General features: G+C 50.9%; 10 protein-coding genes. 1 reads left to right on the plus strand and 9 read right to left on the minus strand.

Going from position 1 to position 14960, the window contains the following annotated elements; all coding sequences use genetic code 11:
- Positions 1-26 precede the first annotated feature (26 nt).
- Positions 27-7604 (minus strand): glycoside hydrolase family 3 N-terminal domain-containing protein, encoded by a 7578-nt coding sequence (locus ADU23_RS04050; protein ID WP_231637307.1) that lies wholly within the window; start codon positions 7602-7604, stop codon positions 27-29.
- Positions 7605-7944: 340 nt separating this feature from the next.
- Between ADU23_RS04050 and ADU23_RS04055 the strand changes: the two genes are divergently transcribed.
- Positions 7945-8391, plus strand: coding sequence for a tellurite resistance TerB family protein (locus tag ADU23_RS04055; RefSeq protein ID WP_053372578.1), 447 nt, complete (start codon positions 7945-7947; stop codon positions 8389-8391).
- Between the two features lie 67 nt (positions 8392-8458).
- On the opposite strand, the gene ADU23_RS04060 is transcribed toward ADU23_RS04055, so the two are convergent.
- The 8 genes from ADU23_RS04060 to ADU23_RS33435 all read right to left on the minus strand — a co-directional run bounded on the left by ADU23_RS04060 (position 8459) and on the right by ADU23_RS33435 (position 14954).
- Positions 8459-9049: a thymidine kinase gene (locus ADU23_RS04060; RefSeq protein WP_053372579.1), complete on the minus strand. Its 591-nt coding sequence runs from the start codon at positions 9047-9049 to the stop codon at positions 8459-8461.
- A 102-nt stretch (positions 9050-9151) separates the two neighbouring features.
- Positions 9152-9715 (minus strand): hypothetical protein, encoded by a 564-nt coding sequence (locus ADU23_RS04065; RefSeq protein ID WP_053372580.1) that lies wholly within the window; start codon positions 9713-9715, stop codon positions 9152-9154.
- A gap of 70 nt (positions 9716-9785) precedes the next feature.
- Positions 9786-9911: a hypothetical protein gene (locus ADU23_RS33920; protein WP_255314302.1), complete on the minus strand. Its 126-nt coding sequence runs from the start codon at positions 9909-9911 to the stop codon at positions 9786-9788.
- Positions 9912-10029: 118 nt separating this feature from the next.
- Positions 10030-11127 (minus strand): toxic anion resistance protein, encoded by a 1098-nt coding sequence (locus ADU23_RS04070; RefSeq protein WP_053372581.1) that lies wholly within the window; start codon positions 11125-11127, stop codon positions 10030-10032.
- A 31-nt stretch (positions 11128-11158) separates the two neighbouring features.
- Positions 11159-11851 carry a hypothetical protein gene (locus ADU23_RS04075; protein ID WP_053372582.1) on the minus strand — a complete coding sequence of 231 codons (693 nt, stop codon included), beginning with the start codon at positions 11849-11851 and terminating at the stop codon, positions 11159-11161.
- A 146-nt stretch (positions 11852-11997) separates the two neighbouring features.
- The gene (locus tag ADU23_RS04080) at positions 11998-13020 is read right to left on the minus strand and encodes an ATP-grasp domain-containing protein (RefSeq protein WP_157265595.1); all 1023 of its coding nucleotides are present in this window, start codon (positions 13018-13020) and stop codon (positions 11998-12000) included.
- A gap of 42 nt (positions 13021-13062) precedes the next feature.
- Positions 13063-13860, minus strand: a complete 798-nt coding sequence (locus tag ADU23_RS04085; protein WP_053372584.1) for an HAD family hydrolase — start codon at positions 13858-13860, stop codon at positions 13063-13065.
- On the minus strand, positions 13857-14954 hold the full coding sequence (locus ADU23_RS33435; RefSeq protein WP_231637575.1) for a cysteine protease StiP family protein: 1098 nt from the start codon (positions 14952-14954) through the stop codon (positions 13857-13859). The genes ADU23_RS04085 and ADU23_RS33435 overlap by 4 nt, the downstream gene beginning before the upstream one ends.
- Positions 14955-14960: the final 6 nt, after the last annotated feature.

Below are 14960 nucleotides of genomic sequence, written 5' to 3' on the forward strand. Positions count from 1 at the left end.
ATGGCCTGCTTCAATTTGAAGCTTACTTATTTGTTATAAATCGCATACATAATAACTGCCGCTTCCGCGCGAGTCGTAGGTCCAAGCGGATTCAGCTTGGAGCCGTCTCCCTTCACAATGCCGTTCTCTACAAGAAGGGCCGCGCTGTCCTCCGCATAGGAAGCCAGCTGGTTCATATCCGTGAACGGCTTCAGCTGATCCGCGCTTCCCGCTTGCAGCTTTTTGCCGGAGGCTTTTAAAGCTCTTGCGGTCATCGCGATCATTTCTTGCCTTGTGATCGATGCATTCGGATCAAAGGCACCGCCTTCGCGTCCGGTAACAATACCTAACTTCTTCGCAATGCCAACTGCATCGTAGTAGTAAGCATTCTGCGCTACATCGGTGAAGTTACCGTCAACCGCTGCGCTTAAGCCTAACGTTTTGACAAGCAGCGTGATGAAGTCTGCGCGCTTCACCTGCTGCGCCGGCGCGTAAGCTTTTTCCGATACGCCGTTAATAACGCCTTTGGATGCCATAACCTCAATCGCTTGCTTCGCCCAAGCGTGCTTGCCTAGGTCATCAAACGATTTGTTCACGTAAGCAATCGCATAGGTGCTGAAATGATGAACAGTAAAGGCTACGGTGCCTTTCGTTTCATCGTATTTACCGCTTGGAACCGCAATGACTTTGCCTGCCGCGTCGATGTACCATACCGTAATATGCTCGGAGTTCTGTTTTTCCTCCGCGCTTGGGCTGTAGGCAAGCGATACGTTTACAGCAGCTTCTGGATTGCTCCATTCCACTTTAACCCCGTCCACGTAGAGGCTCAGCTCGATGGCATGGCGATCACCAAGTGCGGCTTGCGCCTCTTTGGTAAGCTTCGCCTTGTCAACGCTTGAGATCACGATGGACACCTGCTTCGCACTTGCAGGCACCGATGCCAGCATGTTGCTTGGCAGGGTGACCGTTCCTGTATTCGTTACAATTTCATATTGAACCGCTAGCTTCGCTGCGCTAATCGACTCTTTAGGCAATTGCACCTCATAGCCCTTAGCTCCGCTCACTTTCGGAACCTCGATTGTTACTGCTTGAACTTCATCGCTTCCACCTTGACCAGGCTTCAAAGCGCCGTCGATAAGCGTTTGGCTTATCGTTGTTTTGCCGAGCCCGCTAGCCGTGTCGATGACCGGTGTTGGCGCTGGGATGGCTTTGCCGCCCGGTGCCTTCGTCGGTGCCGTTGTTGACGCCGGTGTTGCCACTGGCGTCGGTGCCGGCGTTGGCGATGTTGTTGGCTCTGTTGTTGGTTCTGTTGTTGGTTCTGTTGTTGGTTCTGTTGTTGGTTCTGTTGTTGGCTCCGTAGATGGATCCGGCGTTGGCTGCACCCCGCCTGGCGTAATGATATACGTAAATGGTGCGACAAAGCTGTCCTTCATGCCTGCTTTAACGGCGATTGTGCGGAGCACTGTCAGCTCCGACAGCGTAAGCTGCCCGTTATATCGTTTGCCATTCGCGCTGCTTGGCAAAGTTCCATCCGTCGTGTAGTAGATGGAAGCTCCTTCTGTTGCAGACGATAAAACAACCGTTTTTGTGCCTTTGTAAGCTCCAGCTTTAAGCGAAGCTTTCGGAAGCGCTGTGCTGCCTTCGATCGGCGCAGCCGCCTCTGTCTCTTCAAGCGACATCCAGTCCAGATTCGCTCCGTCATTATTGCTCGTGAATTGGATCGTTTGCACGCCTTCCGCAAGCTGTACAATACCGGAAGTCTCGGTATAGGCGTCCCAGCCTCCGCTTGCTCCAAGCGCCGTTGTCGACAGCTTGTGGCCGTCCACCGACAATGTTCCGCTCACGCCCGCTTGAGGCGTAGCATAACGATAAGTCACTTTGTAGAAAGCTGATTTCGCGATGCTGACGTCAAAATAAAGCGAGCCCGCCGCCGCGATAAAACCTACGTTTTTGAATTTCAGCGTTTGGCCGTCCATGTTGCTTTGAACGGCAGCCGAGTCTGCATGGCTGTAGCTCTCCGCCTCAATTTTCATAGCTGCGCTTTGATCCATCACTTGTACCGCATACGGCTCAAACTTGATTCCTCGCAACGAGTAGCCCGATGCGCCGGCTGCCAGACGAATCTTTTGGTCGCCCTCCTTCAGGTCGATCACGACCCGCAGTTCCACTACCTGATTGTAAAGATTAGGTACGGTGATCGTTTTCCGAACCGCGCCGTTTTCCGCTTCGATGGCGATGCCGTTTAAGGCCTGCCCAGCAGACGTTGCTTTTAGCGTCACGACATAAGGGCCCGTTGCAGGAACATGAACCAAATAATCCGCATAATCTCCTGCATCGATTTGCGATAGTCCGCTTGCGCTGCCCGTGCCGGTTACCGTAAAGCCTCTCAGCTTATTGAATTGATCCAGCGAATCGAGGGCAAGCAGCTGAATTGGCGTTTTCACATTTTCCGTGCCAAGCAGTGCTGCCTTCGCCGTTAATGCAGTGCCTCCTGCAGAATCGTCGTACGCTTCCACTGGAACGTTAACCTGCAGCTCCAGCTCGTTATAGTAAACCGTCTCATTCCAATTGAGCGTAAGCTTCACGGACTGCGGAGTAAGAAGCTCAGCCGCTTGAAGCGATACGCCCCCAAGCGTCTTGCCCGTACCCGTCAGGGTGATCGCATTTAAGTTTTGCCCTACGAACGTACCGCCTGCAATCGTAAGGATTAACTCCTTGCCGTTAACGCCATAAGCCAGCGCGTTTTCTGACAATGACAACGATTCGGCATCATCAACAGCTTGAATGAGAACCTTGGTTTTCATCGTTTGGCCTAAGCTGCCTGATGCTGCCTCGTAGACGCTGGCTGTGACCGTCAGCGTACGATCAGAGTCGTGATCGCGAGACGCGGAGCCGCCGATAACAAGCTTCGCCGTATGGTCATCCACACGGTATACGCTGTCTACGACCGTTCCCGCATATCCTTCGATCGACCAGTTGGCTGCCGTCAATTCCTCTTTGTAGCTGTCATTATACAATTTAATAATAAGCTCGCTTCCAGCTACTGCGCCTTCCGTAATGGAAGCCGTCTCCGCAAGGATAGCCGGGCCAACCGCAATCGCATTTAGATTAAATGCGCTGCCGACGATCCGAACCCGCAGCGTATGCAAGCCTTCCGTCAGTGTGACGCTATCCGTCACGGCTGCCCATGTATCCCAGCCTCCGCTGGTTGGCAGATCCGTTGTTTGGAGCACGGCAGCATCGCTTGAGAGCTCTGCTTTGGCGCCGTTTTGCTCGGTCGCGTATTGATAAGTAATGCCGTAGGTTCCGTCTGCCGGAACCTGTACTTTATATTCCATCCAATCATCCGGATCGGCAAAGCTGACCGCTGATCCATTTACAAGCACATTCAAAGCGGATGAGAACTTGCTTGCTTCAATAAGGCCCGGAAGCTCAATAGGTGCCGACTCCGCCTTGGTGAAGGTGATGCTCTTAATGTTATAATCGTTTTTGCTGACAGCCATCGTTAATTTATGCGTACCCGCAGGAAGCACAACACGCACGCGCTGATTCGCAAAATATTCCCATTGGTACGTCGTCTGATTAATCGGAAGCGTAACAAGCGGCTGTCCGTCCAGCTTAAAGTCTACGGAAGCATCCGTCTGAAAGCCTGCGAGCGCCAGATCAAGATCGTATTCGCCCGCCTCGCCTACCGAGACGATATAATCGAAGGAAGCCGTTCCGCTAGCGTTGAACGAGCCCAAATATCCTTTCGGATTAACCTGATACTCGCCTTCTGCCGAGACAAAACGTGTTGCATCAATCGTTGCTGGAACGCTAGCGATTTGCGAGCGGTCCCAGCGATAGGTCGCGGCTGACTTCGCCGTAATAACCGCATTGATTTGCAGGCCGTCGATCAAGATTTTGAAAGGCTGCGGATCATTGGTTTGGTTAATGACCACCGTTACAATCTCGCGGCCATCCGGGCTTGCAAAAGCGACGTTCGTCACCGTTGCCGCCGATCCATAATTGCTGTCGATCCGCACGTAACCCGGCTTCACGAATTTCGTGAATTGACCCATCAAATAATATTCCGGAAGCTTCCAATAGTTGTCCGGGTTTGAGGAATCCTGCACGATCGGTGTCGGATCAGGGATGCCTACCCATTGATGCGACGATATATCGCTGTCGAGCATCGTTACCCAGCTGTTGTAGCTTCTCGCATAGTTACGGAAATATTGTGCGATTCGGTCGGCACCCGACGTGCCCCATACCGCCCGCTCCGTCAAATAAACGCTTTTCTCCGGGAACAGGTTTTGGAGAGTCGTCATCATGGACAGCTCACCGCCGTAATCATGGAACGCTGTTCCTTCAATGGCGTCGTAGGCACCCTCTACCGGATTGCCTAAAATTTGCGCCGGATAAGCCATCGTATCGCCAGGATTATGGTCGAACATCCACAGCTTCACGTTTTTGATCTTCGCATTGCCGTTCTGATCCAGCTTCGCGCGCAGCAGCTTCGCAAGGCGTGATGCTTGCTGCCATGACATCGCCGTGCTCGGGTAATCAATTTCGAGCAGCGGCTCATTTTGCAGCGTCATGCCTTCGAAGTAAATGCCCTGCTCCGCATAGGCCTCCAAGAACTTCACATAGTAAGCGGCAAGAACAGGAAGATACTCTTCCTTCACTTGGCCTCTAATCATGCTGCCGGTTGTTTTCATCCAGCCCGGCGGGCTCCAAGGCGAAGCGAAAAACTTCACGTCCGGATTAATCGCCTGCATCTTCTTCACGGTAGGAATAATGCCAAAATCGATATCCTTCTGAATCGAAAACTTCGCTAGCTCAACATCCGTTTCGCCAGCAGGCAAATCATCATACGAATAAAACTTTTGCGCTGTGAAATCGGAGGTTCCGATCGTCAGGCGAACCAAGCTCATGCCGATGCCGTTGTCCTTGTCGAACAGGCCGCGAAGCAGCTCTTCCTGCTTGCTTGGCGACATTTTCACAAGATTGTGAATCGTCGCTTCTTCCATCGAAGAGCCAATGCCTAGCATCGACTGGTATTTTTTGTCCGGATTGATCGTGATCGCTGTTGCTTTGCTGTTATCCGGCAGCGTAATATCCAGATTGGCTTGCTGCTCCAGCTTCTTATCTCCAGCGTGGTAACGATCAGCGTAATACCACTGGCGGTTGCCCGCGTCGCGCTCGCTGGAAATCCATGATTCAACAGCTCCGGCAACAAGGGCCGGCTGCTGTTCGCCGCCAGTGCCCGGCTCCGTAACACCGCCGCCTACTGGAACGTCTCCAGTACGCGTGAAATCCACCCAGTTAAAGTTGATATCGCCGGCAATAAACTCCAATCGAAGCTTTTGCGTGCCGGCTTTGCTTAACACGACATTGTCGACCGTTGCTGTTTTCCAGCTCTGCCAGCCGCCTGTTGAGCCTACGTTTAGCGTGCCGACTGTCGCTCCTTCTTCTGTCTTGATCTTTATGCCCGTTGCTCCGCCGTTGCCCGCATAGCGGAACGCAGCGCTGTATGTGCCTGGCTCATTCACCTTGACCGTGTAGTCCAGCCAAGCGCCGCCCGTTGTCCAGCCGATGTTTTTGCCGCCGCCTGTATCCGTCGTATCTTCCGTATTCAAGCCGCTGCTCTTAGCGACAAAAGATTCCGCTTCCAGCTTGCCCGGCAGCGGCTGTGACGGCGCCTCCGGCTGTACCGGCTTAGGTGGCAGCACAGGCGTAGCCTGCCCGCTCGTTAAGCCATAACCGATAGGGAACAGCAAGTTCGGGCTGTCGGCTCCCACAATCGGATAATTGGTCAAATAGAATGGCCATTTAATCGGGTTTTTCCCTTTGAATCCTTTGCCTCCGATCAATACGTCAGCGACGCCTTGGCCTTCCGTTCCCGGCAGCCAAGCTGCCACGAGCGCGTCCCAATCATCCATTTGATCCGCTATCGTGAGCGGACGCCCGGATACGAGAACGACAACAAGCGGGATGTTCGGATCAGCCGCGCGAATATTCGCGATCGTTGCCAAATCCTCTTCATCGAGATTTAAGCTTGTACGATCGCCCGTCGATTCCGCATACGGCGTTTCGCCGACTACCGCAATTGCGACATCATAGCCCGCAGCGCCTCGGCCGTGCTTGTTGTAGGTTACGGTCTTGCTTGCACCTGCAACCTCCTTAAGTCCTTCATAAATGGTCGTTCCGGTCGTAATCGCTCCGGATGCGCCTTGCCATGTAATCGACCAGCCGCCGGACTGGTTGCCGATGTCGTTCGCGTTTTTGCCGGCTACGAAAATTTTGTTCATGCCCTTCAGCTGCGACATGATCGGCGAACCGTTCACCACATCATTTTTCAAGAGCACAAGCGATTCCGCAACCGCTTGGCGTGCAAGCGCACGATGCTCAGCCGCTCCGAAGTAGCCTGTCAAATCCGTATCTGTCTTCGGATTTTCGAATAACCCTGAAGAAATTTTCACTTTCAAAATGCGCAATACGGCATCGTTCAAACGCTCCTCCGCAATGCTGCCATCCTTCACTAGGCTGATCAAATGTGTCAGGCTCGCCTTCCAATCACCTGTCAGCATGAACATGTCCACGCCAGCATTGACGGATACGAGCAGCTGGTTTCTCAAGCCGCTGACAGCTTTGCCATCTTGATCACGCGTTATTTGCTGTATGGCGTTGTAATCGGAAATGACGAATCCTTTAAACCCAAGCTGACCCTTTAGCACATCGGTAAGAAGCCGCTTGTTCGCATGCATCTTTAAGCCTTGGATGCTGTGGTAGGACGCCATAACCGTTTGCACGCCTGCGTCTACAGCCGCCTTGTACATCGACAAATCGGTTGCAAGCAGTTCGTCCTCCGTATACTTCGTTATATTTCCTTGATTCGTGCCATTGTCGGTGTAACCTTCGCCTATAAAATGCTTCGCAGCCCCAACGACATGTTTCGTTTGGCTGCGCTCGGCAGCGGTTTCACCTTGCAGTCCTTCGATATAGGCAGCCCCAAGCACCTTGGAGATCACTTGGTTGCCGCTGTAGCCCTCATATGTACGGCCCCAGCGAATGTCCTGCGGCGCAGCAATCGTTGGCGCAAAGTCCCAATTGGCTCCCGTCGCCCGAATTTCCTTCGCCGTTGCGGCTCCGATTTGCTTCACAAGCTCAGCATTGTTTGCCGCGCCCAGGCCAATGTTATGGGGGAACAAGGTTGCCCCCTTCACATTGTTATGGCCATGCACGCCGTCCACCCCATATAACAGCGGGATGCCAAGCCGCGTCGAGAGCGCCCCGTCCTGATAGCTGTCTATGAGCGCCTGCCAATTTTCCCTTGTGCTGTCCTGCTGCTTGCCATTCGGGAACGATCCCCCGCCGCTAAGCACCGAGCCGATAAAATACTGCTTTACCTCCTCCGGCGTAATATTGGATTTCTCTGGCTGTATCATTTGTCCTGCGCGTTCCTCCAGCGTCATACGCGACAGCAAGTCCGCTGCCCGGGCATCAACGCTCGCCGCCGGATCCAAATACGTCGGAAGCGCTCCCTCTGCTTGCGCGGAAGGCGCCGCGCCTACCGAGAGCAAGCTCGTCATCAGCGATACAACCAATAGAACCGCTGTCATCATCGACATCTTTCTTTTCAAATCCAAACCCTCCTCAAAACTGTAATAGCCGTCTCACGGCTCAGCCGCCCCGTTTCCAAGTCCGGCTGCAGACGAGATTACCTACAAGTATAAAATCGAAAGGGACTTGAAAATATGGCGCATTCTTGTGATTATGTGCGTTGTTTTTTGGGATTTTGCAACCGGTTGCAAAAATCCGCGTTTGGCTGCCAGCTTCTGGTTAAGCATTTTATTTCAATGGCTAATGCCCATGAAAAAGCTTGCAAAAACAGACATTTTTCCACAGCATTTGCTAATTGACCTCATTAGAATCTACAATAGAGTTAGAGTATGACCAATTCACTATAGGAGGCTGACCCATATGAGTTCATTTACATCATGGCTGCAGAATACCAAACAAGGACTAAACGACCAGGTCAAAAAATTCAAAAATAAAGATTTCTTGGATGCAGTCGTTGCAGGCTGTGCGATTGTTGCCGGAGCCGACGGTTCTATCGATGCTTCTGAAAAGCAAAAAATGGCTGGATATATTAGCCGCAGCGAGGAACTTAAAGTTTTTGACATGAGCGATGTGATCAACCGTTTCAATCACTACGTAGGAAACATCGAATTTGATGGCATGATCGGCAAGCAAGAAGCGCTTAAAGCGATTGCCAAATACCGCAGCAAGCCTGAAGTTGGACGTGTCATCGTGGGCGTGTGCAGCGCGATTGGCGCAGCGGACGGCGATTTTGATGCTATGGAGCAAGCGGCTGTTCGTGATATCTGCAATACACTTGGCCTTAACCCTAGCGAATTCAGCTTGTAATATCGAAATGCAAAAGAACCTCCAACGTCACGTTTACCGTGATTTTGGAGGTTCTTTATCTATACGGCTATGCCTTGCGAAATGCCTCATTGTAGCAGCGTCTGCAGACCGGCTTATAATCCTCATTGCCGCCGATCTGAATCTGTTCGCCTGCGTTCATAGGTTGTCCATCATTAAAGCGGATGACCATCGTCGCCTTGCGGTCGCAATACCAGCAGATCGTCTTAATCTCTTCGATTTTGTCCGCTTGCACGAGCAGATTATAGCTGCCCTCGAACAGCTGGTTTTGAAAATCATTTTTCAGGCCAAAAGCCATGACCGGTATATTTAGCTCGTCCACAACCTGGGTAAGCTCCAAAATATGATGTTTCTTCAAAAACTGCGCTTCATCGATCAGGACGCAATAAATTTTTGACGGCAGCGCGGCAGCTACATAAGCCTTCACGCTGTCATAAAGATTCGTGCTCTCGTGTACGGGAATCGCTTCACGCTCGAAGCCGACTCTTGAGCCTACGCGATCAACGCCGCCCCTAGCCCCAACGGATGGAGAATAAATAAGCACCTGCTTGCCTTGTTCCTCGTAATTGTGAGCGACCTTAATAATTTCAAACGATTTGCCGCTGTTCATCGTTCCGTATTTATAATAAAGCTGTGCCAATCAAATCTCCTCCAAAAAAGTTCAGTGCTCCTATTATACAGGATTTGACGGCACGAAACGATTGGAAAATTTGATAGGCACAAGGGGAGCAGACAAACCCTGCTATATCGTAAGGAGCCTTGTTTTTGCTTCTCCGTATGCTTTGACGATTTGCTGGACTCTCTGGAATTCCTGATCGGTTGGCCCTAGATTAGCCATAAACATCTTATGCAATACTTGATTGTACATGTTCTGGCGCGCTTCTATGAGCTGCACCTCCAGCTGTATCAAGTCCTCAAGCTCATTTTCCTCGATTAGCTGATCGATATCAAACTCCAGGGGACTTGAGGAGCGCTGCTCATCGAATAAACGATCTGATCCGCGGTCTATGCGGGGTAGCTCCTCGTATTCCACCTCCGGCTCCTCGTTCTGGCCAAGCGGGATCGACGTATTCAGCTCCGAGAGGATAATGCCTTCTTTGGCAAGCATAACCTGGAACGGCCTATGTTGAAGCAGATCAGCAATAACAAGCCTGCTCATATCTTTATTGCGTATCAGCGTAGAGTCAAATGGATGAAGGACCCACTGATTGTCACGGTTAAACAGGTTAAAGGTAAACCATTCTCCGCCGTAGATGAACCGAACGTTAATATTGGACTCCGAAATAATCTCATAGGTGAACTCCAAATGGCATACCTCCGATCAACAGTATAATTTCAATCTATTATACCAAATCAGAGTGCAACGCAAACAGCTGTTAGTTGAAATCCTCCATAATAGCCTCCACTCTCTCGGAGCTTGCGACCACAATCAACACAAGAAGGAGCGCAGCCAGCGCGATACCGCCAAACATAACATGATCACCTCGTTTTTTCTTTAACACTATGCCGGCGATCCCTTTTTTATGAGCGATTATTATGGAGACATCCCTCGTCACACCTCAATTAAAGACAAAAAAAACGAGCCCCTGAGAGCTCGTCCATCACAAATTCATTATCGTTTTACTCCAAGAAGCCTTTCGCGGACGTTCCCGGAGGAAGCACGGCATTGCCTGCCCCTGAAGCCGCTTGAATGCCTAGCCGCTGTCCAACCTTTTGATTGATTTGCGTCATTTTCTCCGTCTGCTGCGATACGGTTTGAATGATTTGGCGGTTTGAATTCTCATATTTATCCATAGCCGAGAAGAGATCCGACATCGCCCGCTCTACAAGCTCCATGCTCATAGCCGGCTTCGTCAGCGCTTGGTTTGCCTTCTCGCTCGTTTCATTCAAAAGGCGAGCATTCTCGGCAAACTGATTGCCCAGCATCTCATTCGTCGAATTGACCGCTTCAATCGCTTTCATCTGGTCATCAATCGCGCTGGCAATCAGCACCGATACCGACATCAAATGCTGCGTTTTATCGATGGAGCTGTCGAGCGCATCCATTAGCTTATCATTGGTATCGTTAATAATATCCGTTGCAGCAATCGCTTGCTGATACAGCATAATCATTTCCGTATACGTTTGAAGCTTCGTAACGACCTTGCGAAGGCCGCGCTCCAAATACGTTTTGCGCAGCTCGTTCTCCGGCTTCGCGATTTCATCCTCGAACATTTTTTTGAGACGATTGCCGTATTCCACTAGCAGCTGCAGATCATAGACATTGTCTAAGCTGCTGCGCTTCAAGTTTCTCATGTGCACGACATTCTCTTCCAGATTGTCGCGTCCGTCGCGCAGCGACTTCACGATCACCTGTACATTCGATTTGGCTGATTGATACTTATAAATATAAGCCTTCATCGGCGCTTTCCGCAGCAGCTTCTGCACAAGGCTGAGCTGCTTGCTCTTGCTCAAATCCTCAACCTCGCTGCGCAGCTTCAGCATATTAGTCGCTACCTCAGACCTCTTGCCTGACATCAGATCGGATAACGGGCGCTCCAGCATTGTCAGCGTCTGCCCGGAACGCTCAAGCGTCTTTTGGCCTTTTTTCGTAATCTCATCCATTAGCGTATCCAGATGCATCGCATCCGTTGTCGCTACCTTCTGCATCGTGCTTTGCACTTCCTGCTCCAGCTTCTGGAGATCTTCGTTTTTTAATTGTACGAGCTGTTGTGACATCTCTCATTTCCCCTTTCATTAGTCAGAAGTATTAGTCAGTAAGACGATAACGCTGTTGGATTAGCTCAGCCTTCGTGTGCAGCTCCATTAGATCCTTCTGCTCAATCGTCTTCGTATAGAAGGTAAGCTTCGAATCGATATCCTTTATGCCATCCAGCAAAAGCCGTCTGTTCTGCCGCTTCGCGTCGCCGCTTAGCCGTAGAAATGGATTGATCGTCGAGTTTAGATCCTTGCGCACCAAGCGCAAAATATTGTGGTTAATGCTTGCATCTCCCAAAGCGACCAGATCAGGAATTAACCGATTTAGGCGTGACAGCAGGGCGAGCGTTTTCTGTACAATTTCATCGTCCAAGTTATTTTGTTCACCTTCGAGTAAAATCATATCTTCAATAATGCCGATGTATTCTAATGCAGCTGCAAGCTCGGGATCGAGTACCTGCGGCGGTTCCGCTGCTGATCCAGCAGTCTGTGCGGCCGCTTGTGCACTAGCCGGGCTCGCTGCACTTTGCTGTTGGATAGGTTGGTTTTGCGGCGTCTGCTGCAGTTCAGGCTCGCGTGTTGGCGGATTGATTTCTTTCCCGCCCCGTTGCCTAATCGAAAGCGCGGCAAACATGCCAAGCGCAGGTATAGCCATTGCTATATAGGGAGAAGAAATCCAGTAAACCACAAGAGCGGCTGCGTAGCTGCCTATCGCGATGCCTAACGGTGTTTTTATTGAATTCATTGCTGCACCTCCATGTTTAAGCTTGCTTATCTTGATGCCTGTATTCGTCGTTATGATTCAATTATCTCGTTTTTGGTACAGGTAAGTCAATTTTTTATATGTTGGCCCATTATAAAAAAAAAAGAGGACTCTCGTCCCCTTCTTGTTTAATGCTTCATAATGAGCGGCTGCTCCACGTAGCCGGCCTGAATGCCAAACTGCGGAACAGGCGGCTCAATCTTTTTGCCTAGAAGTGCTTGCACTGCAAGGTAAGGCATGTTCACGCCTGAAAGACATGTAATATAGAGACCGCCAGACATGCGCGGATTAATTTCAAGCAGCTTAGGAACACCATTATTATAACGAACTTGGATGTTAAAAGCATAAGGGATACGCAGCGTCGTCGCAATACGATGAGCAATGTCCATCAGCTCCGGCGTGTCTTCCAGAAGATAGGTTCTTCCCGTCGATTTGCGGCGAGGAATCGCCGTAATGAGTTCGCCTTCGGCGCTTGCCACGCAATCGATGCTGTACTCCGTGCCGTCCAGCAGCTCCATCACCATCAAATTGGCGAAGCGATCCGTCGATGACAAGGTTTCATAGGCCTGCTCAAACGTAGTGGACAAGGTGACATAGCCGTAAAGGTCGCGAAGCGGATCACGTTCGTTGTCGATAATCCGAAAGCCCATTCCGCCCTCCGATACCGTAGGCTTGAAGCATMCCTTATGCCCGGCAGCCGTAAGCTCTTCATAGGCTTGTTTAAATTGCTCCGCCGTATTCACAACGCGGTAATCGGGAATCGTAACGAGATCTTTTCCTTGCAGAGCTTCATAGAATTTATCCTTTTCGATCATCGAATCCAGCAGCTCGATATCGCGGCATACCATCACCTTCGTGCCAATCTGGTCAAACAGATGCACGTGGCGCGAGATTTCCTCCATATGCAGGCGCGGAATGAAAATATCGATTTCATTTTTTTTGCAGAAATCCACACAAAACCGAACATACTCAAGGCCGAAAACGGCCGGCTCCACTCCGATATGGTCGGATGCCAGCAGCGACATATGGTTAATGTCCGGATGCGTGCCAAAAAACTCAAACGACTCGCCGTCTGGATTGTTCCGAATCATGTTAATGTAATGATACGCTACCGAAAACCAACGATTCATATAAACGCGTGTCATATCTATTTACCTTCTTCCCTGTCATTAAGAGTGATGAGGCTGGAGCGTTCATGCTATCCGGGCATGCTTTAAGATGGCGTCGAGCAGTTCCTCAGAGGCAAGGGCGCCTCTGGCTTCCGTAAATTGAATATGGGGATGCGATTCATAGAAACGGCCTAATTCACCGTGTGACGGCGAAATCGCATAATCAGCAGCAAGCAGCAGGCTCTCATCAAGCAGGCTGTCTCCCGCCGCATATACGAAAGTAGAAGCAAGCTTCTCCTTCACATATTGAATAGCCGCTCCCTTGCTTACTTTCTCGGGAACCAAATAAATTTTGCGTCCTTGAAGCGAATAGCTCCAGCCAAGCGGCGCAAGCTGCTGCCTCAGCTCCTCAAGCGACTCATGAGGCAAATGGTCTCTCTCCACAACGATGGAATAAAACAAATCATCGCAAAGATCACTCGATTTTACCCAATGTGAAGATGCGATCTTGGCGAACAAGCTGGAAATCTCCGTATGCTCGGCGCAATGCTGCTTCACGGCATCCCGTACGAAGGTTTGCCAGTCCTGATCGACTTGCCCGTTCACGAGAATGGTGCCGCCGTTGCTTACAATTACGTATTCAGGGCCAAACGTTTCTCTAATTCCAAATATCCGGTTAAATTGCGCCGGTATACGCGTCGTCACAGGAACGAACCTTGCAGTGCCCGTTAGCTGCTTGAGCTTTTCTATAGCAGGCTTCGTCATATAGGAGATATGTCTGCCCTCATACAACTCAACGGGCACCATCTCCTCGATTTCCATCTCGCCCTTCGACCTTGCCGAATAGATCAACGTCTGGTCCAAATCGCTCGCAAAAATCATTCCGACTCCCCCTTTATCGCCTTGATGATCCCGCAGCAGGAATAGGTCATATTCGGATATTCCTCAACCGGAACGCCACGATCCTTCGCCAGCAAAAGAATATGCTTCAGAGTGGCATTATCGAGCCGGTCGACAAGTATTTTCCAAGGCACCCTTCGAAGCAGAACGCGGGTCGTTTCTCCCACCCCTGGCTTGATCAAATTAATATCCGTAATGCCAAAATCGCTCTGGATTTGCGCAATATCCTGCAGCCCTTGCCAAGTGATTTCACTTTGCGCGGGATTCGCCTGCATTCGCAGCGCCTCTTCTTTCGAGCCAGCTGCTGTCTCGTTAAAATGGGCAGAGATCGTGTCCACGAATACGCCCGTCAGGTCTGACTCTTCCCATTGCTTATAAAATTTGGCGCCGTGAAAATCATCCGGTCCGATCAGGTCGCTGCGCAGCACCGTTCGGCTAATCAGGCCCGACACGGTTGAATTGAGGCAAGCGCTCGGAATAAGGAAGTCCTCTCTCGTTCCGAACGTCCCCGCGCAATAGCCAGGATCTGCGAGCACGGCAAGCTCGTCGTTCAGCTCAAGGCCATACTTTTGCTTCATAAGGCTGCATGCAGCGATCAGCACCTTCCGTATTGCGCCCTTACCCGTCCAGCCGTCAACAAATTGCACGCGTTTATCCGGATGGCTCTGATTCATATAAAGGAGAGCATTCTCGTCAATGCCTTTGCCCCGTATGATCGAAAGGCTGTAATGCGGCATATCGACTCCGTACACCTGCTTAATGTAGCGTTTGATTAAGACGCCGATTGGCGTACCGCCTCTCGCCAAGGAAGCGAGCACAACGTCAAATCCGTTTTTCTGAATAATCATTTCGGAGACGGTCCCAACCGCTCTTGCAATCCGAATGGCGGAGTCGCTGAGCGTATCATGGAACAACTGAATATATTCAGCCGTTGGCTGGTATTCAATCGCGAGGCTCTCCGAGTAATGGCCCCCTGTCTGCATCGCGGCTTCCCTATCCTCGGTGCGCTGTTCCAACGAAATATCGCTAAGATCCTTAAGCAGAAAAATGGCATCCTCCGGCTTATAGCTGCCCATGGGAGC

The sequence above is a fragment of the Paenibacillus sp. FJAT-27812 genome (genome assembly GCF_001273905.1).
Lineage (GTDB): Bacteria > Bacillota > Bacilli > Paenibacillales > Paenibacillaceae > Pristimantibacillus.